Genomic DNA, 19,872 nt, shown 5'->3' on the forward strand with positions numbered 1-19,872 from the left:
GTAGTTATGATTTCTTTCTTAAAAAGGCAGCGCCTGGTTCCGGTGCTGCTTATCGCTTTCGTTTTTCCATTGTTTGTTCAGGCAAACACCGCTCTTTCTCCAGATGAACGTGCTGCCAGTATTGATGGCATTACTCGTATTTTGAATAAGCAGTATGTATTCCCCGACACTGCACTAAAAGTCAGCGCGCAGCTGCAGCAACAAGAGCAAAAAGGGGCTTTGGCTGATATCACCACCCAAGAGCAGTTTGCTGCCAAAGTGGGGGATTTAATACGCCAGCACAGTGGGGATGGCCATTTGAATCTGGCTTTAATAGCCGAGCAAGGTGGCGTTTCGCATCGTTTAAAAGAGACGGATCCGCTTAAAAATAATAACTTTGCTTTTGAGCAGGCGCGTATTCTGCCGGGCAATGTCGGTTATCTGAAGTTGCATAAATTCTGGCAGACCGAAGAAGCGCATAAAGTGGGACATGCCGCTTTGGTATTTTTAAGCCACAGTGATCATATTGTCATAGACCTGCGTGACAGCGGCGGTGGTTCACCGCAGTTGGTGCAGTATCTGGTCAGTCATTTTGTGCCCGAAGGTACTTTGTTATGGGATATTTTTGACCGTAATGGTAAAAGCACAGAACAAATACGAAGTCTGGCCGTGCCGGATGCAGAACTGCTAAAAACCAAGCCGCTGTACATTCTGCAAAGTGACGGACTGGTCAGCGCGGGCGAGTTTTTTAGCTATACGCTGCAACAACTTGGCCGCGCTATAGTGATAGGGGAAACCAGCGCTGGTCTGGCGCATTACACGGGCGCAGCTCAAGTCAACGACTGGCTTTTTGTGCGTATTCCCATGTACAGGCCGGTGAACCCAATTACAGGCACTAGCTTTGAAGGCGTTGGCGTGGAGCCGAATATCAGAGTACCAGCTGAAATGGCGCTTTATACGGCTTTAAGGTTGGCAAATAAGAGCGGTTAGAAAATGAAGGGCCTGCAGTTCTTACAGGACAGCAGGCTCTTGTTTAGCAGTATTTATCTATTCGTTAACTATTTCTATCTGAGGTGCATGCTGGCGGAAAAAGTGCCGTACTTGCTGCAGCTCATCCAGCTGAAATATCCATTGATGCCCTTGATTCCAGGCCAGCTGTAAATAAGCTGGCCCATGAATATCCATACGACCAATCACCACTTTGCGGACTGTATCCGGCAGTTGGTAATCTCCAATCCATAGAGTGCCATTTTCTGTCTTGAGCACCTGCATCAGGCTGACAAGCTGGTCTTTCGGAAAGCCATTGATATGCAAAATCGTGATGGTTAAAGAGCTCATGGAAACTATGTACAGCACTAAGCTATAAGCACTTTGTCGTTCGAGACTGTTATAAATGGAGAAGCCAAGGTACACCAAGCTGAACATAATAAGCGCCACTTTGGCGTTTCTGTTGAGCTGTTTCCAGCCGAGTTTCAGCGATGAACGTGACGGAGTTTGATTTCTCCAGAGGATTTGAGGTTTTTGCATCATTCTTCCTTGAATAACCAGCTGTTCGCTGTACTTAGGTTGACTAAGCGTCAGATTTATAACCCTATTTAACTCATCTGTTAACTTTTTGGCAATAAGATTTTCCCTATTTTTTATAAAATTAAAATTTAAGCCGTTGCCTCAATCCGGTGCCGTTTTGCACCAATTCAACGCAAGGTTTTGATGGTCACTTGCGCATAAATTAGCCATTACTCAATAAAATCAGCCAGTTAATAAACTGGCATTCTTTGTGCTTTTGTTTAAACAGTGCGTTAGCTGAAGCGAACGCAACACAAATTGAATGATAAGTGCATAGCTTTGGCTGTGTACGGGCAACGAAGCCTGGTTTCTGACCACCTTTTGGTGGTGCAGAGCCGGGCTTTTTTTATGGGCAAAATTTGGTTGGCGAGTCAGCCGCCAAAGGCCTTAAGGATAGAAAAATGCAGCAGACCAAACAAATTCTGGTGATCGGCAACGGTATGGTGGGGCACCATTTTGTTGAGCAGTTACGAGCTAAAGACCCATCAGCGCACATTACTGTGCTTTGTGGTGAAGCTCAGCTGGCGTACGACAGGGTGCATTTATCCGGCTATTTCAGTGGCACCAGCGCAGAACAGCTGGCGTTGACGACAGAAGAAGCCTATCAGGCTGCCAATATTCAGTACCGCTTAAATTGTTGGGTGGAGCAAATCAACCGCGAGCAGCAGTTGGTGGTAACCAGTCAGGGCGGGCAGTTTTATTACGACGAGCTGGTGTTGGCGACAGGTTCTTACGCTTTTGTGCCGCCTATTGCTGGTAATGATCAACCGCATTGTTTGGTGTATCGCACTTTGCAGGACTTAGATGCAATAGCGCAAAGCGCCGCGGTAAGCAAAGTAGGGGTGGTGATAGGTGGCGGTTTGCTGGGGCTGGAAGCGGCCAATGCGCTGAAACAACTCGGCTTACAAACTCATGTGGTGGAGTTTGCGCCACAACTGATGGCAGTGCAGCTGGATCAGGGCGGCGGCCAGATGTTAAGCCAGAAAATTACCGAACTGGGTGTGCAGGTGCATACCGGCAAAGCCACTCAGGCGATAGTAGCTGGCACTGAATGCCGTTATCAGTTGCAGTTTGCCGATGGCGAAAGTTTAGAGACGGACTTAGTGTTGTTTTCTGCCGGGATCCGGCCTTATGACCAGTTGGCGCGCAGCTGTGGTTTAGTTGTAGGTGATAGAGGTGGCATTGTCGTCAACGATCAGTGCCAAACCTCCGACCCTCATATTTACGCCATAGGTGAATGTGCTTTGTGGCAGCAAAAGATTTTTGGTCTGGTGGCGCCAGGTTATCAGATGGCGCGTGTGGTGGTCAGTCAACTGACTGGTGGCGAGCAAAAATTTAGCGGTGCTGATATGAGCACCAAGCTGAAACTACTGGGTGTGGAAGTCGGTTCTATTGGCGATGCCCATGCCAGAACGCCCGGCGCTTTAAGTTATGTCTTTACCGATCCTCGGGCGCAAGTCTACAAAAAAATGGTGGTAAGCTCCGACGGTAAAAGGTTGTTGGGTGCTGTGCTGGTCGGTGATACCAGTAACTACGACAGTCTGCTGCAATATGCCCTCAACGATATGCTGCTGCCAAAACAGCCGGAGCAACTGATTTTACCAGCAGCGTCCGGCGCACCTTTGGCTGCTTTAACTTTACCCAACAGTGCCACCATTTGTTCCTGCCATAACGTGGCCAAGGGCGACATTGTTGCTGCTATGGACAGTGGTTGCTGTGATTTAGCCAGTATCAAAAGCTGCACTAAGGCCAGTACTGGTTGTGGTGGTTGTACTGCTTTGCTCAAATCCGTAGTGGATGACGAGCTGAAAAGCCGTGGTGTGGAGGTGAAAAATCATCTGTGTGAACACTTTGCCTATTCGCGTCAGGAATTGCTGCATTTAGTCCAGGTCGGCGGTATTAAAACCTTTTCCGAACTGTTAAGCCGCCATGGTCAGGGGTTGGGCTGCGATATTTGTAAGCCAACAGTGGGTTCTATTCTGGCGTCGAGCTGGAATGATTATGTGCTGAAAAAGCCGCATGTGGGTTTACAGGACACCAACGATACCTTCCTCGCCAATATGCAAAAAGACGGTTCTTATTCAGTAGTGCCACGTATTGCAGGTGGCGAAATTACCGCAGAAAAACTGCTGGTGATAGGTCAGGTGGCGTTGGATTTTAATCTCTACACCAAAATTACTGGTGGTCAGCGGATCGACTTATTTGGTGCCCGTTTAGAGCAGTTACCCGCCATTTGGCAGCGTTTGGTTGATGCTGGTTTTGAGACTGGCCATGCCTATGGCAAGTCGCTGCGTACTGTGAAGTCTTGTGTTGGCAGCACCTGGTGTCGTTATGGTGTGCAAGATAGTGTCGGTCAGGCTATTGCTATTGAAAACCGCTACAAAGGTTTACGAGCGCCACACAAAATCAAAATGGCAGTGTCGGGTTGCACCCGCGAATGTGCTGAAGCACAAAGCAAAGACATTGGCATTATTGCCACCGAAAATGGCTGGAACCTGTATGTTTGCGGTAATGGCGGTATGAGACCACGCCACGCCGATTTATTTGCTACCGATCTCGATACCGAAACCTTAATCCGCTACATAGACCGCATTCTGATGTTGTATATCCGCACTGCGGACCGTTTACAGCGCACGTCAGTCTGGATGGAAAAGCTGGATGGTGGGTTGGACTATCTGCGTAAAGTCATTATCGACGACGAGTTGGGAATAGGTGCAGAGCTGGAAAACCAGATGGCGGCCTTAGTCAATACTTATGCATGTGAGTGGAAAGCCACGCTGGACGACCCACAAGCGCTGAAACGTTTCCGTCAGTTTGTAAACAGCCCGGATGCGGATGAAAACATAGTTTTTGTGGAAGAACGTGCGCAAATCCGCCCTGCCACTGCAGAAGAAAAGCGTCAGTGGCAGCAGCAAATTCCCGTAACAGAAATCACTGTCAAAGCTTTAGCAGAGGAGAACTAACATGGCCTGGACTGATATTTGTGCTTTTGAAGATTTAGTCGAAAACAGCGGTATTTGCGCTTTGCTGAATGGCCAGCAAGTGGCGGTGTTTTTGCTGGAGCTGCAGGGCGAACCGCAGATATACGCGATCGGGAATTACGATCCTTTGGGTGAGGCGAATGTGCTGTCGCGCGGCATGGTGGGTTCTATAGGTGAGCAAATCGTAGTGGCGTCACCTTTGTATAAACAGCACTTTGACCTGACGACAGGCCAGTGCTTAGAACAGCCCGAAGTGGTGATCCCTGTGTATGGCGTCAAGCTGCAACAGGGCAGAGTATGGCTGAATGCTGAATTACAAAATCAACAAGCATCAGCGGCCTGATCGCAGGGTTCGCAGAAATCCGTGATAAAGGCAAAGGACAAGGCGTAGGCCAAAAAAAGCAGATAAGAAAGGGTGGTAGCAACATGAGTGTAATCAGTAATTTATTGCGTTCACCTTTGACAGCGCAATGGCTATCAGGCTGGAACTGGAAAGGCGAAGCGGCTGATTCAGAGCAACAAAAACCAAAGGGCAAAGGCCAGGTGGTGCTGATAGGCGCAGGGCCTGGTGATCCTGAACTACTCACAGTCAAAGCCCAGCGTTTATTGCAACAGGCTGATGTGCTGTTGTTTGACTCTTTAGTGTCGGCTGAGTTGTTGGCAATAGCGCCACGGCGCTGCAAAAAAGTTTTTGTCGGCAAAAGAGCCGGCCGTCATGCCATGCCACAACAAGAGATTAACCAGCTGCTTGTGGAATATGGCCAGCAAGCTGGTTTAGTGGTGCGGCTCAAAGGTGGCGACCCAGCGATTTTCGGCCGGGTATCGGAAGAAGCCGCAGCGCTAGAACAGGCAGGTATTGCTTTTGCGATAGTGCCAGGCGTCACCAGCGCCTGCGCTGCTTCGGCTTATTGCGGTATTCCGCTGACTGCCCGGGGTTGTGCTACTTCAGTGCAGTTTTTAACGGCGCAGTTTGCTGATCCTGCCAAACAACCCGACTGGTCTGGTTATCAGTACAGAGCCAATGGTTCTAACCCCACTTTGGTGGTTTATATGGGGCTGAATCGCTTGCAGCAATTGTGTGCCGGTTTAGTGTCAGTTGGCTGGCCGGATCATACCCCTATAGCGCTGCTGGATCAGGTGAGCACTGCTCAGCAAACTCAGTTGCAGGGCACTTTGGCGGATATCACCGAACGTCTTGCTGCGCATCCACTCACAGGCCCAACCCTAATTGTGGTGGGCGAGGTACTGAAACAGCGGATGACAGTGGATTTGAGCTTGTTGCAACAGCTCACTGTGACCAGCTAACCCTTCGTAAAACTCGATTCGTTTTGCCCTCTGGCTGCTTTAAAGCGCTGGCAGGCGAAGCTTTGCCAAAAATTAGCCTCAACAGAAGGAATTTGTATGCGTTGTTACTCTTTACCCGCTTTGGCTGTAATGGCCGCTTGCACTGCAGTTTCAGTCAGTGCTGCTGAAACTGCTTCCAGCGCTTTCACTGCACCAGAACTAAAGATGTTATTCCGTTACCGGCTGGAAGCTGTGGATCAGGATGGCCTGGCCGAAAATGCCTTGGCCAGCACGCTGTTGTCTCGCTTTAGTCTGACGCAACAATTCAGTCATGGCTGGTCAGCAGGTGGCGAATTTGATTATGTCGCTGCGATAGGGGATAAAAACTACAACGACAGTATCAATGGCAAAACGACTTATCCGCTGGTGGCAGACCCTGCTGGTGCTGATTTAAATCAGGCTTTTGTAATGTATCAAAGCGGTGAGCAGACACTAAAAGTTGGCCGCCAGCGTATTAACTTAGCCAATGAGCGTTTTGTTGGTGGTGTAGGCTGGCGCCAGAACGAACAGACTTTTGATGCAGTGCGTTATCAGGCTAGTTTGTCTTCTGAACTCAAACTAGATTACAGCTACAGTAGTAAAGTGAACCGGGTCCTTGGCAGTAAAAGCCCACAAGGCGACTGGAGTTCGGATTTACATTTGCTGGATCTACGTTATCAGCCCAACTCTAACCATCAGCTCGGCGTCTTTGTGTATCAGATGGAATTTGACGATGCGCTTTTAGTCTCCAATCAAACGCTGGGGCTGGATTATCAGTACAGTCAGGTGCTGTCCCAAAGCAGCCGTTATATGCTGTATGGCTCTTACGCCCGCCAGCAGGATGCAGGCGATAACCCAAATTCCTACGACGCAGAGTACTGGACTGTGGAAGCTAATCTTTGGCTGGACCAATGGCAAAGTGGGCTTGGGGTTGAAGTCTTGGGTTCTGACAACAGCATAGGTTTTGCTACACCGCTGGCTACTTTGCATAAGTTTCAGGGTTTTGCTGATAAGTTTCTCACTACCCCTGCCAACGGCATTGAAGATAAGTATCTGAAACTGGGTTATAAACTGGACCAGCTGGAGTTGATGGCCTTTTATCATTGGCTGGATGCGGCGGAAGATGAGGCGGATTATGGCAAAGAGCTGGATTTACAGCTGAGTTATAACCTGAATGCTCAGCACGCGGTCTTGCTGAAATATGCGGATTATCAGGCGAATTCATTGCATACAGACACCAGCAAATTCTGGTTACAGTGGTTGGCTAAGTATTAAAGCAAGTGAAATGGCTGTCCGTTTAATTCGCGGCAGCCATTAACCAGAGGATCACTAAGCTTTGCAATACACAAATACATTGCCAGAACCAAAGCGGATGCAGCTCAATTAAGCTCAATGGCTTTTGAAACTCAGCATTGGGGTGGCGCAAGTCGTATAAAAACTCAGACAAAGCCTGGTAACGTTTATTCGGGTCGGGGTGCAGCGCTTTTTCTAAGGTGAGATCCAGCCAGATTGGCAGTTCGCTGTCTTTACTTAACACTGACTGATAACGCAGTTTTTTCTGGGCTTTAACACTTTTGGCACGGGCGACATCAGCGCCATAAGGATAACGGCCGGACAGTAGTTGGTAGGTAAGCACTGCCAGCGAATATAAATCCGACCGTTCTGTGCCTGCCAGGCCTAAAAAATACTCAGGCGCTGTGTACAAGGCTGTACCTGGAATGTCACCTGCTACTTCGTCATCGGTTTGCAAGCCAGCCAGCCGGGCAGCACCAAAATCGATAATTTTCACTATGCCTTGCGGTGTGATCATTAGGTTGTCTGGACGAATATCCTGATGCAGGATCTCACTGCGATGCAGCGACTGAAGACCCTTGCCCAGCTGTTCAATAATACCCCGCACTTGTTCCAAAGTAGGGGTGGGATGGTCCAGTTGCCACTGTTTTAAAGTCTGGCCTTCGACATACTCAAATAAGGTATAAAGCGCAGTGCGGGGCCTGTTGATACTGGCTGAACGCATGACATGCTGGCTGTTGACTCTTTTAGCTATCCATTCTTCGCGCATCAGCCGCTCCAGATAATCCGGCTGTTCGGCTAAATCTGTGGATGGAGCTTTCAGTACCAGCAACTGCTCTGTATTTGTATTCTGCACCAGATAGACATGGCTGCGACTGCTTTGTTGTAGCGGTCTTATCACTCGCAAGCCATCCAGCATATCTCCTGTTTGCAGCATGGGTGGCAAAGGCAATTGCTGATCCAAACACAGAGGTAAAATGCTGTCTGCAGGCAACTCATCAATACGCACCAATTGCAAAGTGATATTGTCCTGGCTACCTGCTGCTAAAGCAGCTTCGGTTAGTTGCAAAGCCAGCAGAGGTAAATCTGCTTCAGCTTCCAGTAAGGTGATCAACTGAGCCTCTGGCAACACCTCAAACAAACCATCTGTCGCCAGTAAAAACAAATCCCCCTGCTGCAAAGGAATACTTTGATAATCCGGTTCCAGCACAGCGCCGGCGCCAAGCGCCTGACTTAAATAACTGCTGCTGCCACGCCAGACACGCTGATCTCTGGTTAGTTGCTCCAGTTGCTGGTTGCGCAGCAGGTAAATCCGGCTGTCCCCCACATGCAGCCAATGGGCATGGCGCTGTTTTAAGATTAAGGCACTAAAAGTACAGACATAACCTTTGTCTGGATCTGAGCCAAAAGGCCCATTACGGCTTTGCGCATACAACCAGTTATTGCAGGCTTTAAGCACTTGTAAGGCGGCATGAGGCACTGACCAAGCGTCGCTGGTGCAGTAATAATCGTCCAAAAAGCTTTTTACCGCAGTTTCACTGGCAATCTGGCTGACAGTGCTGGTGCTGATGCCATCTGCTACTGCCAAGGTGATGCCTTTGCTGCTGAGTTCCGGCTCTTTCGGCAGATAAGCGCCAAAACTGTCCTGATTTAACGCCTTACGGCCAGCAACAGAATGCTGGCCTATCGAGACTTGTAAGGAGGCTGACAACAGCATGATCAGGCTTTGGCCAAAGCAGCTGCCGTGCTTTCTGTTGGTTTCGGGGCCAATTGACGTTTGGGTGCTGTTTTATAGTGAGTGCTGTACAGGGTTAAACCGGTAAAGGCTAAACCACCGACCAGATTGCCTAAAGCCGTTGGGATTTCGTTCCAGATCAGATAATCCATCACAGAGAAATCACCGCCCATCATCATGGCAAAAGGGAACAAAAACATATTGACCACTGAGTGCTCAAAACCCATAAAAAAGAACAACATAATAGGCATCCACATCGCCAGCACTTTGCCGCTGACATGAGTGGAAATCATTGCGCCAACCACCCCCATAGACACCATCCAGTTACATAACATGCCCCGCAGGAATATAGTCATCCAGCCAGCTACACCATGTTCGGCATAACCTAAAGTACGGGCTTCACCTACACCAGCCAGTTTTTGTCCGACGGCGTCTGGTTCCAGATGAAAGCCCATGGTCAAGACAAAAGCCATCATGGCGGCCACAGTTAAAGCCCCAAGGAAATTACCGCTAAACACCAGAGCCCAGTTGCGTAATATGCCTTGTATTGTGACACCAGGGCGACGGTCGAGCAGAGCCAGTGGCGTTAATACAAACACACCTGTCAGTAAGTCGAACCCCATCAGGTACAACATAATAAAACCGACCGGAAACAGCATGGCACCGACTAAAAAGGAGCCGGTCTGGACTGCTACTGTGACTGCAAATACCGCTGCCAAAGCCAGAATAGCACCGGCCATATAAGAGCGGATCAAGGTATCACGGGTCGACATAAAAATTTTGGATTCGCCGGCATCGACCATTTTGGTCACAAATTCGGCTGGTACTAAATAAGCCATAGCTTCACCTCTTCCTGTTGTTGCTGTTGGTTTGTTCAGGTTGTGTTTTTTGAAAACAAAAAAGGCGTCCGGATCATGCTGTTGCCAGCCGATCTCGGGACGCCTTTGTCCTGAATATCATTTTTGTATGGGTAGTGCTTAGTGTTTCTATGTTCGGAGGTGTAGAGCACCTCTGCCTATTTCACTGAGCAACTTTAATGCCAGCAGAGGTTTTTATATCAATGCCTTGATTTTGCTTAGCTTTTGCGAGGCTGTGCTTGGGTTAGTGCGACAGAGAGGTGCCATTGTTGTGCATTTTATGCACTATTACGGGGCGTTACTGCTTTCTGCTGCATGAGAAAACCAAGTCGATTTTTGCCAGCAATCCAGTATGGGTAGGGGCTGCGGGCTGATATAAAGGGTATGGAATAAGCATTGCTAGAGTATGGGACTATCTGCAACCCAGGGCAGCCCATGAATCATCCGACAGCTCAGTTTCTGCTGGCCGCCAAACAGGCGGAAATCAAAGCGCTGCAGCAGCTTTCAGAGACTTGTTTGCTGGTGACCCGTATCAGTGAGCTGGTCCATCAGTTGCAGCGTGAGCGTGGTATCAGCAATATTTTTCTGGCATCTGGTTCTGAGTTGTTTGCATTACAGCGTCAGCAGCAGCTGGTGCACAGCACAAAAGCAGAGCAACAGCTACGCAGTCAACTCACAGCTCAGTATCTGCAGGCAACTGAATCGTGCAACAGTAGTCGTTTATTAAGCGGAGTCTGTCTGGCGCTGCAAGGTATGGATCATCTGGCTGAGTTACGCGAACAGGTGGGTAAACAGCAATGCACAGCATTACAGTCGACTGAAGCCTATAGCCGCTTAATTGCCGCCTGGCTGGCCGTGGTGCTTGAGTCTGCCGATTTATCTTGTGACGCTGCTATTAGCCGTCAGCTGGTGGCTTTATTTAATTTACTGCAAACCAAAGAATATGCCGGACAGGAACGCGCCTGGGGGGCTATGGGTCTGGCTTCTGGTCAACTGAGCACTGAGTTAGCGGAGCGTTTATTATTGCTGCAACAGGCGCAGCAGCATAGCTCTGCTGTATTTCTTGAATTTGCCACCACGGAGCAACAGCAGCAGTGGCATCTGCTGGAGCAGGCCACAGCAGCCAAACAACAGCAGCAACTCAGAGCTATGATCCGACAACTGGCAGGTACTAAAGCTCCAGTGCCTGCGGTCAGTGATCTTTGGTATCAGTTTGCGACTGAACGAATGGATGCCATGCACTTATTGCAGGCGGAATTGACCGCTCAATTACAGCAACTGACTTCAGCCACTGTAGATGCAGCACAGCAACAACTGCAGCACCATCAGTCCAAACTGACCGAATTAGCAGGGCTGCCTGCCAGTTCAGGCCTAACCTTACTGATAGACTCCAGTATGCCGGGTTTATATGGCGCTTCTGTGTTGCCGCAACCTGTCGGTGAGCAAAGTGTTCAGGCGCCAAGTCGATCTTTCTATCAGCTGTTATCCGAACAGTCGCAACATATTCGCCAGATGCATGCTGAGCTGACCGATGCCCGCCGTGCTATCACTGAACAAAAGCTGATAGACCGCGCTAAGTTATTACTGATGCAGTATAAAAAGCTGACCGAAGAGCAGGCCTATCGCCAGTTACAACAAAGTGCCATGAAGCAACAGTGTCGTATTGCCGAGATAGCTGATGCGGTGGTAAAAGCGTTAAAGCCGGTGAATACTTAGTTTCAATAACCTAGCTGAGGATCAAACCAGAGCATTTTGTTTTTTAACGGAGTTTCAGCGGGAAGAATGGGATTGGTTAATTGAATCACAGTTCTGGATTTTAAGTCGGCCTGCTGTATGGCGCTGCTGAAGTGTTGTAAAAACAGTTGCTGCATACTGCCATCTTCAATGGCGCGCAGCAGCCCGATCTCAATGGCATTGGCCAGTTCGATATTGTCTTTTTGTACAAAAAAATACAAAGCAGCCGGGTAATTTAACACCCATTTGGGTGCTACAGCCAAAGACATGCCTGGTCTTTGTTGCAATTCTGGCCAGATCTCGGTGATGGAGCGAGGGAAATAATCAATACGCCTGGCTTTGAGCATTTTAAACATCGAATCAAAGTCGCCGCTGCCTAATACCCGAAAATGATTGGCTTTTAAAATAGGGTAATCAGGCCAGTCGCTGCCCTGCACTGAGGGACTGTTTTTTAACTGCCTTTCGTCCAGTTGCTGAATTTTTTGTTCATTGTCCTGATGGATAAGCAATAAACGCCAGCCTATTAAGCCTCTGTCTATGGGGATACGAATAGGCCGCAACTCTTTTTCCCGTTCCGGAGAGGTCATAGTCCAGACCACATCCAAACCGTTATTCGAACCCAACTGGCGCAAGGTTCTGTGCTGGGTCATCACCTGGCCGCTTGGCACCAGTTGATAGTCAGTACCGGATTTCTCTATCGCCAGATGCAACAAGGCAATCGGATAGCTGCCACGGACATCACTCAACATGGACATAGGCCAGGAGTAGATCACTTGTTGTGGCTGAGCGCCACTTAAAAAGGGTAGCAGCAGAAAAATGAAACAGACTAGGGGATAGAACCGGGCCATCATCACAGACATCTTATGCACTCCATGGCGTTGCTTCTGAAACTATAGAACATTTCAGCGACAAGGTTAGTCGGCTGTCTTCTGCTGATGTTATTTTGCCGATTATAATCAGCAGCAAAAGTTGAAGGGGGTGAAGAGATGACTGACGAATTAAAAATTGAAGATGTGGTGGTGGGCGAAGGCAAAGCAGCTGAACGCGGGGCTTTAATCACAGCTCATTATCGAGGCTGGCTGGAAGATGGTTCAGAGTTCGATTCCTCCCATAAAAGAGGTGAAGCTTTTCGTTGTATTTTGAGCAATAACAGAGTGATTCAGGGCTGGATTTTAGGCTTAAAAGGCATGCAGGTCGGTGGCAAACGTAAGTTATGGGTGCCAGCACATTTGGCTTATGGTGAGCGCCAGATTGGCACTATGATACCGCCGAATTCAAACCTGATTTTTGAGATAGAACTGCTGGAAGTGCTGACCAGAGATGACTGACATTCATCTCTGAGTAGCTAGGTTTGGGTTATCAAGTAGGTTATAAATTTGAAACCACTTACATGAGATACCCTGACTACCCCGTTGTTTATCTAAATCTAGTTGATAACAATTCGTATTAGTGTATTATTCGCTCAATTTTATTGGGGGGGTAATCATGGCGTTACAACAGAAATTCAGAAAGCTGCCAGTGGTATTGGCTGTGCAATTGGCTTGTGTGGTGGGTGCTGTTCAGGCAGCAGATGACAAAGCTGAAAAAGAAATTGAAAAGATTTCGGTCACAGGGCACTACACTGTTAACGAAAACATTGATACGGCTACTGGTTTAGGTTTGTCTTTATTTGAAACCCCTCAATCTGTCAGTGTTATTACTTCTCAGCGCATTATCGACCAGGGCTTCAGCGGTATCAATGAAGTGATTAGCCAGACTGTCGGTGTGTCGGCTAAACAGTTGGATACGACTCGTAATACCTTCAGCGCCCGTGGTTTTGATATTGATAAATATCAGATTGATGGTGTGCCTTTAGCCTGGTCTTTAGCCGGAGATTCAGGCGAAACCATCACGGACGTATCGATATATGAACGTATTGAAGTAGTGCGCGGTGCTACAGGTTTGCTGACTGGTGCTGGTGATCCTTCTGCTTCTATCAACCTGGTGCGTAAACACGCCAATTCAGCTGAGTTGAAAGGTTATGTGAATGCGGGTATTGGCCGTTGGAGTAACAGATTTATCACAGCGGATGTATCGACGGGTTTAGATGCTGAAGGTGATGTACGTGTACGTTTAGTCGCGAAAAAAGAAGTTGGCGACAGCTTTATGGATATCCCTGAAGACGACAAAACTGTGCTTTATGGGGTAGTAGATGCTGATTTAACGCAACAAACTTCTGTGAGTTTTGGTTCTAGCTATCAGGATAACGACCCAAAAGGTTCAACCTGGGGTGGGTTAGCTGCCTGGTTTAGCGATGGCACTGCAACTAATTGGGACAGAAGCATTACTTCTGCCGCAGACTGGACCTATTGGGCCTCTACCAACGAGAACAATTTTGCCAATCTGGTGCATAACTTCTCAAATGGCTGGCAGGCAAAAGCCAGTTTCAATCAGACGCAAAATACTGCAGATACTCAATTGTTGTATCTGTCAGGTAACCCGGACAAAACAACTGGCTTAGGGTTAAGTTCATTCCCTTACAAAAGCTCGGGAGTGAGCACGCAAAATAGCTTAGATCTGCAGTTAAAAGGGGATTACCAGCTTTTAGGTCAGAGTCATGAGTTTGTCGTAGGAGTATTAAACAGTAAGCAAGAGGCCGAAACTGTGACTTTTGCTCAGACTTCAGCTTTTACTGCTGTAGGCAATTTTTATGAATGGACAGGTAGCAGCTATCCCGAGCCGACCTTCTCTGCTTCTCCAGCTGTGGCTGTTGATTTAGAAACAGAGCAGGATGGTTACTATGCGGCAACTCGTTTATCTTTGACTGACGATTTAAAACTGATTGCCGGTGGTCGTTTGTCGAAGTGGGAGCGCACTGGTGTAAATTACGGTGTTGTTGAAAACTACGGCGATGACAGCGTGTTTGTACCTTACGCTGGTTTAATGTACCAGCTGAATGCAAACCATAACGCTTATATCAGTCAGACTGAAATCTTCAAACCACAAAATGCCCGTGTCGCTTCTGGTGAGTTTATTGACCCATTGGAAGGCACTAACACTGAATTAGGTTTAAAAAGCTCTTTCCTGGATGGCGCAGTACAAACCGCAGTAGCCGTTTTTAAAGTGGAACAAGACAATCTGGCTCAGGCTATTGGCACATTCCCTCCCGTCGATGGTTTACCTCCACAAACTATGTATCGTGCGGCTCAGGGGGTCGAAAGTGAAGGTTTTGAAGTGGAAGTGATAGGCCAGTTAATGGACAACTGGAATATCTCTGCTGGCTATTCTCAGTTTAAAGCCGAAGACGCAGCTGGTACTGAAGTGAATACCGACCATCCACGTAAAAAACTGAACCTCTTTACAACCTATGATTTTACTAATGAGTTACAAGGTTTAGTTATTGGTGGTGGCATCAGCTGGGAAGATAAGCAGTACAGCGGCACAGCGCCAAAAATTCTGCGACAGGATTCATTTAGCCTGGTTAGTCTGATGGCTCGTTATGAAGTAACAGAACAGCTGTCTGTACAGTTTAACGTCGACAACCTGTTTGATGAAACTTACTACAGCCAGATTGGTTTCTTTGACCAATATGGCTATGGCACTCCACGTAACTTCACTTTAGGCGCGACTTACTCGTTCTAAAAACTAAAATAGGGTCAGAGCACATAAGTTATGCGTAACTAATGTGATCTGACCCTAATTTTATCAGGCTAAAGCGTAATCCACACCTGCACAAATCACCGCCACCTGAGCCGCGTTGCATTGCTCTGGGCTGGCCTTCGGGCTATCCGGATAGACCTCAGTGGTCGTGACAAATTTAGCCTCTGTCATACCACCACATAAACCCAAAGCACGTTTCGGATAATTCACCACACCAAACTGGACAAGCTTTTCACCGATCAGACAACCTTGTTCGTCCGCTTCGGCTATATGAGTGACTTTTTGTACTGCTTCGATAATAGCGCGCTGAAATTCAGCTTCCGGTTTGTTGCTATCACCGACCAGATAAAAACCATCGGGAATATTCCAGTTGTGATTCACAGTGCCGTCGCGGGCGGCTTTGGCTGGGCGGAATTCACTGTTGTCCGAATCTGTGGTTTCATGCAGGTCGATATGCACCAGAATCTCACCACTGTGTTGACGGACAAAAGCCATGGCTTGCGTGGCTTCATCGGACTGACTTTCTGCGCCAAAAGAGCGGTTCGGATCTACAGCTTTTGGGTTCCAGCGGTTGATGGTTTCATAACCCCAGGGGCTGATACAAGGTAAAACAAGGAGGTTTACTTTGTCGCTGTAGTCATTGAAGTGTTCTTTAATAAATTTTAATGCACCTTGTACACCACTGGTTTCGTAACCATGCACACCGCCAGTCACCAGCACTACAGGTTTACCCTCTTGCCAGTTTTTGCTGCGAACTGCAAAGAGCTCATAGGTGGGTAAATCAAAAGCGCTGTAATCCAGAGTACCGTAAGTCAGCAGTTCCGCTGTATCAGGCAACGATTGCTGCAGTGCTGTCACTACTTCGTCTTTATAGCTACGTTTGATCTGTTGTTCACTCAGCCACTGCTGTTTTTCCGCTTCGCCCCAAGGGGTGCCGACAGTGCCTATGTGATAAATAAAGTCTTTGTTTGGGCTGGTCATACCGCACCTTTTTTGTTTTATATGAGTTTGTTGTTATTCAGTGGTCATTTCATCGGCAATCTGTAGCAAGCTCGCCGCCAAGGTAGCTGGGTCCTGAGCACCGGAAATTAAGTACCGCTGATTGATGACAAAAGCCGGTACTGAACTGATGCCTGCTTGCTGATACTGAGTTTCTTCGGTCCGGACTTCATCAACAAACCGATCTGATTGCAGCACTGTTAACGCTTCCTCTGCATTAAGTCCTGCTTTTTCCGCACACTGTTGCAGAACTTCAGCTTTGGATACATCGTCGGCAAAACCAAAGTATGCTTCAAATAAGGCCTGTTTCATCGCGGTTTGTTTATCAAAAGCCGCAGCCCATTTCACCAGACGGTGTGCATCAAAGGTATTGCAGGTAAAGCGTTGCTGCATTTTATCGAAGTTCAGCCCAAGATCAGTCGCAACCTTGATCATCGAATCCTGATTCGCCCGCATTTCCGCTTCGCTGCGACCATATTTTTTACTCAGCGCAGGCAGAATAGGTTCAGGGATTAAGTTTGGATCCGGATTAAGTTCAAAGGCGCGCCACTGAATACTGACGCTAACTTTGTCCTTGATACTGTCCATGGCTTTTTCAAGCCGGGCATAACCTATGGCGCACCAGGGGCAGGCAATATCGGAAACTAAATCTATATGCAGGTTTTTCATCACAGATCCTGAATCAGCGGGAATTAAGTTGGATCTGGTTACCATGCCGGGGAATATCAAGACTAAAACGGATTTTTGTCGCAAGTCCGACGGTGTTCAACTTGAACCCCAAGGCGACATGATCCGCCTTGGGGAGTCATAAAGCTAGAAACGATAGGTAATACCAGCGCTTAGGCTGTCTACATCTAAGTTGTCTTCGTCATCGCCTAATTCAGGTAAGACAGCGTATTCAAAATTGATACTCAGATTAGAAGTAATACGCAACTCAGCGCCTGCGCCATAAATCAGACCATCTTCACTATGACTGTCGTCCAGTATGCCGTCTTCATCATTGATGTTGATGTCGTATTTGGTTTTATTAAAACCAGCGATACCGTAAAAAGATAAGGTTTCCAGCAACGGCCAGGATGCTTTACCGAGCACTGAATAGCTGTTATCTATGCCTAGTTTGACTCGGGTTAATGCTCCTGAATACTCTTCATCCTGCACTCCCACACCGAAACGGCCTTCAATGGCGAAAATATCATTAAACTTATATCCAGCCACACCAGAGACCAAACCAAAATCCCAGTCGGCATCATCAACACTTTGCTGGCTGTACTGAGCACCAAAATAGAGAGGTTGTTCCGCCTGAGCCGAAAATACGGCCGTTGAACAGCTTAAACCCATCAATGCTACTGCAATTTTTTTTAACATATTTTTCCTTAAATAATTAGATAACGCTGTAGGCCTCCCGGGCATACCAGTTGTCCATCAGAGGACCTGGATGAATTTATGTTAATTATTGTGAACCAGAGATTAACGATTTTTGGCTCAGTACTGCTGCTCATTGTTGGCTATCTGTACTCCATGGCTTCTTCTGGCTTGGATGAGTTGCTTTATGACAAAGCCGATGAAGCTAAAATAAATCAGTGCCAGCGATTTACTCCTTTGAGTTTTGGCTCTACACTTTGCGCGTTTTTTACACAGGAGGCCTTATGGCAAAAAAGACAACGGCTGAGCATGGCCGCGGTGAGATCCGGGATAATGCACTCAAAGCTTTAGTCACCAGCAAGTTATTTCAGATGCAGGTGGTGAAAGCGAAAAAAGGTAAAGGCTCCTACAGCCGCCAGAAGTTTAAACAAGGGCAGAAGTGTGATCACTCTGCCCTTTTTGTTGGTGTCATCCGCTAAATTTATTCATTCCCTTCTTATTATTCAGCTCAGGTTCAACCCTTCAGGTTCATTCTGCCTTTGCAGGTAAGCAATGACTCACTTGTGATAGCTAATTTTCAACCCACTAATGCATTAAGGGAATTTTATGTTTGAAGCCGAATTCAGCAAGTTAGAGCAGTTAATTCAGAAATTAATTTCGGAGAATCAACAGCTCACAGCGCAAGTACAGCAACTGGGTCAAAAAGAGCAGCAGTTGCAGCAGGAATTGAAAAAAAGCACAGACCAGCTGGAAACCCTGCAGTTGCATGCGATGGAATCGGATGATCAAAAGCAACGGGCGCAGCAAAAGCTGCAGCAATTAACGGCGTTGTTTGAACAGCAATTGTCGGCCTGACCATGTTAAAGCAGCCATTGGTCGTTGAGCAAAAAGTAGTGATAGCCGGTCGGGAATACTGGTTGCGCTGCTCTTTGCATGAACAAGCCGGGTTGCAGGAGTCTGCGCGGCTGCTCAATAGCAAAATTGCACAGGTACGGCAGGGTGCCGGACATTTGTCGATGGAACAAAGCATAGTGCTGGCCGCCTTAAATATGGGGCAGCAACTGGTAACACAACAAAGCCCACAGTTAGAGGAATGTCAGCAGCGTTTGGTGAAGTTAATGGCGTTAATCGAAGCTAAAAAATGAACAGTTTATTGAACTGATTAAGTTTTGGTTCAGATGCCTCAGCCAGAATGAGAGTTAGTGATCAAGCCCGTAAGTTACAGGCGCAACAGAACCTGTATTGACTGAGAAGGAAGGACCCTATGAAACAAGCGAATCTCTGGTTAAGTGCTGCTCTTACTCTGGCGCTACTCAGCGGCTGTAGTTCAACCGCAGAGCATCAGCAAAAATACGCTCAGCTGTATAAAGAAACGCCAAAAAAACTGATGATAGTAGTGCATGGTGGTGATGCCGTGCCTGCCGAATTGGTACAGGCTTTTGACAAGGAAGTGCCGGACATTGTCGCAGAGCACGGCTTTGAAATTGTAGATGCTAAACAACGCCAGCTGACGGAAGTCCCTGCATTGACAGATGTTGATGCTGTTCTTTATGTTGATGTTCAGCGTTGGAACAAGGATTACTCAGCTGTGATCGCTGCTGAATCAGTATTGGAGCTTGAGTTTAAACTGGTGTCGACGAAATCCGATCAGGAACTCTGGAGCCATCAGGACAAATACACTAAAACCCATTTGTTTCTGGGCGGCGATATGCTGTCTGAACTGATCCACAGAGCATTTTTTGCAGCCTCTACGGCTTACGAAAATCGCGCCAGTGTGGTGACCAAACAAGCTTTTTCAAACTTTCCGGAAGTTCTGGCGGCTAATCGCTGAATTGAGAATGGAGTTATTTGCAAGGCTGACTTTTGCTGTTGCTATCGCAGACCTGAATTTTATGGGTGTAATCCAGCCATAAATCCCATTCGGTTTGCAAAGGTAAGCTGCGCCAAACTTTGTTAAACACATAAAGCGACTGTTTTCCGGCAATGGATTTATGCAGAATTTTGGAATAAGCGCCGTTTTTGCTTTTACATTCAGACACCCAGACCAAAGCCGGATAGCCATTGACCGGCTCTGTACTTAAGATTTGACTATCAAACAGCTCATCACAGTTGCGCTGACCTTGTTGATCATCAATAGTTTTGGTTTTCATCAGATCGCTGTTGGGCTGTTGCTCAAACACAAAACTTTGCACATAGTTGTCTGAATCCACCGCTTGCCAGCGTATTTCTGTGACATTTTCCATGTCATTTGGATTACTCTGAGTCACAGTCCATTCGCCTTCAGGTAAAGGCATAGGTTGCTGCAGCCGCTCCGTGTAGCGTGGCATAGCACAAGAGGTTAATAACAAGCTGCTGATCAAAACAAAGCTGGAATAGGTTTTCATAAGACTCAAGTTGTTGTTAA

20 protein-coding genes are annotated in these 19,872 nt (G+C 47.5%); 12 read left to right on the plus strand and 8 right to left on the minus strand.

Annotation, left to right across the window (positions count from 1 at the left end; all coding sequences use genetic code 11):
• The first annotated feature begins 6 nt into the window (after positions 1-6).
• Positions 7-969 (plus strand): S41 family peptidase, encoded by a 963-nt coding sequence (locus IEW88_RS05775; RefSeq protein WP_147903420.1) that lies wholly within the window; start codon positions 7-9, stop codon positions 967-969.
• Positions 970-1,026: 57 nt separating this feature from the next.
• Here the strand turns inward: IEW88_RS05775 and IEW88_RS05780 are convergent, their stop codons facing one another.
• Positions 1,027-1,506, minus strand: coding sequence for a hypothetical protein (locus IEW88_RS05780; RefSeq protein ID WP_147903421.1), 480 nt, complete (start codon positions 1,504-1,506; stop codon positions 1,027-1,029).
• Between the two features lie 440 nt (positions 1,507-1,946).
• Here IEW88_RS05780 and nirB point away from each other — a divergent pair, with 440 nt between their 5' ends.
• The 4 genes from nirB to IEW88_RS05800 all read left to right on the plus strand — a co-directional run bounded on the left by nirB (position 1,947) and on the right by IEW88_RS05800 (position 7,124).
• Positions 1,947-4,508, plus strand: coding sequence for a nitrite reductase large subunit NirB (gene nirB / locus IEW88_RS05785; protein ID WP_147903422.1), 2,562 nt, complete (start codon positions 1,947-1,949; stop codon positions 4,506-4,508).
• 1 nt (position 4,509) lies between these two features.
• A complete protein-coding gene (gene nirD, locus IEW88_RS05790; RefSeq protein ID WP_147903423.1) occupies positions 4,510-4,869 on the plus strand; it encodes a nitrite reductase small subunit NirD in 360 nt (119 codons plus the stop codon).
• 83 nt (positions 4,870-4,952) lie between these two features.
• Positions 4,953-5,831 carry a uroporphyrinogen-III C-methyltransferase gene (gene cobA / locus IEW88_RS05795; protein WP_147903424.1) on the plus strand — a complete coding sequence of 293 codons (879 nt, stop codon included), beginning with the start codon at positions 4,953-4,955 and terminating at the stop codon, positions 5,829-5,831.
• Positions 5,832-5,927: 96 nt separating this feature from the next.
• Positions 5,928-7,124: an alginate export family protein gene (locus IEW88_RS05800; RefSeq protein WP_147903425.1), complete on the plus strand. Its 1,197-nt coding sequence runs from the start codon at positions 5,928-5,930 to the stop codon at positions 7,122-7,124.
• 22 nt (positions 7,125-7,146) lie between these two features.
• Here IEW88_RS05800 and IEW88_RS05805 read toward each other — a convergent pair whose 3' ends face one another.
• On the minus strand, positions 7,147-8,859 hold the full coding sequence (locus IEW88_RS05805; protein WP_147903426.1) for a bifunctional protein-serine/threonine kinase/phosphatase: 1,713 nt from the start codon (positions 8,857-8,859) through the stop codon (positions 7,147-7,149).
• Between the two features lie 2 nt (positions 8,860-8,861).
• Positions 8,862-9,716 carry a formate/nitrite transporter family protein gene (locus IEW88_RS05810; protein WP_147903427.1) on the minus strand — a complete coding sequence of 285 codons (855 nt, stop codon included), beginning with the start codon at positions 9,714-9,716 and terminating at the stop codon, positions 8,862-8,864.
• A gap of 453 nt (positions 9,717-10,169) precedes the next feature.
• Here IEW88_RS05810 and IEW88_RS05815 point away from each other — a divergent pair, with 453 nt between their 5' ends.
• The gene (locus tag IEW88_RS05815) at positions 10,170-11,450 is read left to right on the plus strand and encodes a nitrate regulatory protein (RefSeq protein WP_147903428.1); all 1,281 of its coding nucleotides are present in this window, start codon (positions 10,170-10,172) and stop codon (positions 11,448-11,450) included.
• A 2-nt stretch (positions 11,451-11,452) separates the two neighbouring features.
• Here IEW88_RS05815 and IEW88_RS05820 read toward each other — a convergent pair whose 3' ends face one another.
• Positions 11,453-12,328 carry a substrate-binding periplasmic protein gene (locus IEW88_RS05820; protein ID WP_147903429.1) on the minus strand — a complete coding sequence of 292 codons (876 nt, stop codon included), beginning with the start codon at positions 12,326-12,328 and terminating at the stop codon, positions 11,453-11,455.
• Positions 12,329-12,454: 126 nt separating this feature from the next.
• On the opposite strand from IEW88_RS05820, the gene IEW88_RS05825 reads away from it, so the two are divergent.
• Both IEW88_RS05825 and IEW88_RS05830 read left to right on the plus strand, forming a co-directional pair.
• Positions 12,455-12,796: an FKBP-type peptidyl-prolyl cis-trans isomerase gene (locus tag IEW88_RS05825; protein WP_147903430.1), complete on the plus strand. Its 342-nt coding sequence runs from the start codon at positions 12,455-12,457 to the stop codon at positions 12,794-12,796.
• Between the two features lie 157 nt (positions 12,797-12,953).
• Positions 12,954-15,089, plus strand: a complete 2,136-nt coding sequence (locus tag IEW88_RS05830) for a TonB-dependent siderophore receptor (protein ID WP_147903431.1) — start codon at positions 12,954-12,956, stop codon at positions 15,087-15,089.
• Positions 15,090-15,152: 63 nt separating this feature from the next.
• Here IEW88_RS05830 and IEW88_RS05835 read toward each other — a convergent pair whose 3' ends face one another.
• From IEW88_RS05835 to IEW88_RS05845, 3 genes are all read right to left on the minus strand, one after another.
• Positions 15,153-16,088: a M14 family metallopeptidase gene (locus IEW88_RS05835; protein ID WP_147903432.1), complete on the minus strand. Its 936-nt coding sequence runs from the start codon at positions 16,086-16,088 to the stop codon at positions 15,153-15,155.
• Positions 16,089-16,121: 33 nt separating this feature from the next.
• Positions 16,122-16,775 carry a DsbA family oxidoreductase gene (locus IEW88_RS05840; protein WP_147903433.1) on the minus strand — a complete coding sequence of 218 codons (654 nt, stop codon included), beginning with the start codon at positions 16,773-16,775 and terminating at the stop codon, positions 16,122-16,124.
• Positions 16,776-16,919: 144 nt separating this feature from the next.
• Positions 16,920-17,471 carry a porin family protein gene (locus tag IEW88_RS05845; RefSeq protein ID WP_185148551.1) on the minus strand — a complete coding sequence of 184 codons (552 nt, stop codon included), beginning with the start codon at positions 17,469-17,471 and terminating at the stop codon, positions 16,920-16,922.
• A gap of 281 nt (positions 17,472-17,752) precedes the next feature.
• Between IEW88_RS05845 and IEW88_RS05850 the strand changes: the two genes are divergently transcribed.
• The 4 genes from IEW88_RS05850 to IEW88_RS05865 all read left to right on the plus strand — a co-directional run bounded on the left by IEW88_RS05850 (position 17,753) and on the right by IEW88_RS05865 (position 19,299).
• Positions 17,753-17,947, plus strand: coding sequence for an alternative ribosome-rescue factor A (locus tag IEW88_RS05850; protein WP_053423097.1), 195 nt, complete (start codon positions 17,753-17,755; stop codon positions 17,945-17,947).
• 127 nt (positions 17,948-18,074) lie between these two features.
• The gene (locus IEW88_RS05855; protein WP_053423098.1) at positions 18,075-18,323 is read left to right on the plus strand and encodes a hypothetical protein; all 249 of its coding nucleotides are present in this window, start codon (positions 18,075-18,077) and stop codon (positions 18,321-18,323) included.
• Positions 18,324-18,325: 2 nt separating this feature from the next.
• Positions 18,326-18,613 carry a cell division protein ZapA gene (locus tag IEW88_RS05860; protein WP_053423099.1) on the plus strand — a complete coding sequence of 96 codons (288 nt, stop codon included), beginning with the start codon at positions 18,326-18,328 and terminating at the stop codon, positions 18,611-18,613.
• Between the two features lie 119 nt (positions 18,614-18,732).
• Positions 18,733-19,299: a GNA1162 family protein gene (locus IEW88_RS05865; RefSeq protein ID WP_147903435.1), complete on the plus strand. Its 567-nt coding sequence runs from the start codon at positions 18,733-18,735 to the stop codon at positions 19,297-19,299.
• Positions 19,300-19,312: 13 nt separating this feature from the next.
• On the opposite strand, the gene IEW88_RS05870 is transcribed toward IEW88_RS05865, so the two are convergent.
• Positions 19,313-19,852: a hypothetical protein gene (locus IEW88_RS05870; RefSeq protein WP_053423101.1), complete on the minus strand. Its 540-nt coding sequence runs from the start codon at positions 19,850-19,852 to the stop codon at positions 19,313-19,315.
• Positions 19,853-19,872 lie beyond the last annotated feature (20 nt).

It is taken from the genome of Rheinheimera tangshanensis (genome assembly GCF_014645135.1).
GTDB classification, from domain to species: domain Bacteria; phylum Pseudomonadota; class Gammaproteobacteria; order Enterobacterales; family Alteromonadaceae; genus Pararheinheimera; species Pararheinheimera tangshanensis.

What these genes read in the sequence shown, in the direction of transcription:
- IEW88_RS05870 (WP_053423101.1), bottom strand. Translation starts at nt 19,852, where the DNA reads ATGAAAACCTATTCCAGCTTTGTTTTGATCAGCAGCTTGTTATTAACC.
- IEW88_RS05820 (WP_147903429.1), bottom strand. Translation starts at nt 12,328, where the DNA reads ATGTCTGTGATGATGGCCCGGTTCTATCCCCTAGTCTGTTTCATTTTT.
- IEW88_RS05815 (WP_147903428.1), top strand. Translation starts at nt 10,170, where the DNA reads ATGAATCATCCGACAGCTCAGTTTCTGCTGGCCGCCAAACAGGCGGAA.
- IEW88_RS05835 (WP_147903432.1), bottom strand. Translation starts at nt 16,088, where the DNA reads ATGACCAGCCCAAACAAAGACTTTATTTATCACATAGGCACTGTCGGC.
- IEW88_RS05840 (WP_147903433.1), bottom strand. Translation starts at nt 16,775, where the DNA reads ATGAAAAACCTGCATATAGATTTAGTTTCCGATATTGCCTGCCCCTGG.
- IEW88_RS05805 (WP_147903426.1), bottom strand. Translation starts at nt 8,859, where the DNA reads ATGCTGTTGTCAGCCTCCTTACAAGTCTCGATAGGCCAGCATTCTGTT.
- IEW88_RS05830 (WP_147903431.1), top strand. Translation starts at nt 12,954, where the DNA reads ATGGCGTTACAACAGAAATTCAGAAAGCTGCCAGTGGTATTGGCTGTG.
- IEW88_RS05780 (WP_147903421.1), bottom strand. Translation starts at nt 1,506, where the DNA reads ATGCAAAAACCTCAAATCCTCTGGAGAAATCAAACTCCGTCACGTTCA.
- IEW88_RS05810 (WP_147903427.1), bottom strand. Translation starts at nt 9,716, where the DNA reads ATGGCTTATTTAGTACCAGCCGAATTTGTGACCAAAATGGTCGATGCC.
- IEW88_RS05865 (WP_147903435.1), top strand. Translation starts at nt 18,733, where the DNA reads ATGAAACAAGCGAATCTCTGGTTAAGTGCTGCTCTTACTCTGGCGCTA.
- IEW88_RS05850 (WP_053423097.1), top strand. Translation starts at nt 17,753, where the DNA reads ATGGCAAAAAAGACAACGGCTGAGCATGGCCGCGGTGAGATCCGGGAT.
- IEW88_RS05775 (WP_147903420.1), top strand. Translation starts at nt 7, where the DNA reads ATGATTTCTTTCTTAAAAAGGCAGCGCCTGGTTCCGGTGCTGCTTATC.
- nirD (WP_147903423.1), top strand. Translation starts at nt 4,510, where the DNA reads ATGGCCTGGACTGATATTTGTGCTTTTGAAGATTTAGTCGAAAACAGC.
- IEW88_RS05845 (WP_185148551.1), bottom strand. Translation starts at nt 17,471, where the DNA reads ATGTTAAAAAAAATTGCAGTAGCATTGATGGGTTTAAGCTGTTCAACG.
- IEW88_RS05825 (WP_147903430.1), top strand. Translation starts at nt 12,455, where the DNA reads ATGACTGACGAATTAAAAATTGAAGATGTGGTGGTGGGCGAAGGCAAA.
- nirB (WP_147903422.1), top strand. Translation starts at nt 1,947, where the DNA reads ATGCAGCAGACCAAACAAATTCTGGTGATCGGCAACGGTATGGTGGGG.
- IEW88_RS05860 (WP_053423099.1), top strand. Translation starts at nt 18,326, where the DNA reads ATGTTAAAGCAGCCATTGGTCGTTGAGCAAAAAGTAGTGATAGCCGGT.
- cobA (WP_147903424.1), top strand. Translation starts at nt 4,953, where the DNA reads ATGAGTGTAATCAGTAATTTATTGCGTTCACCTTTGACAGCGCAATGG.
- IEW88_RS05855 (WP_053423098.1), top strand. Translation starts at nt 18,075, where the DNA reads ATGTTTGAAGCCGAATTCAGCAAGTTAGAGCAGTTAATTCAGAAATTA.
- IEW88_RS05800 (WP_147903425.1), top strand. Translation starts at nt 5,928, where the DNA reads ATGCGTTGTTACTCTTTACCCGCTTTGGCTGTAATGGCCGCTTGCACT.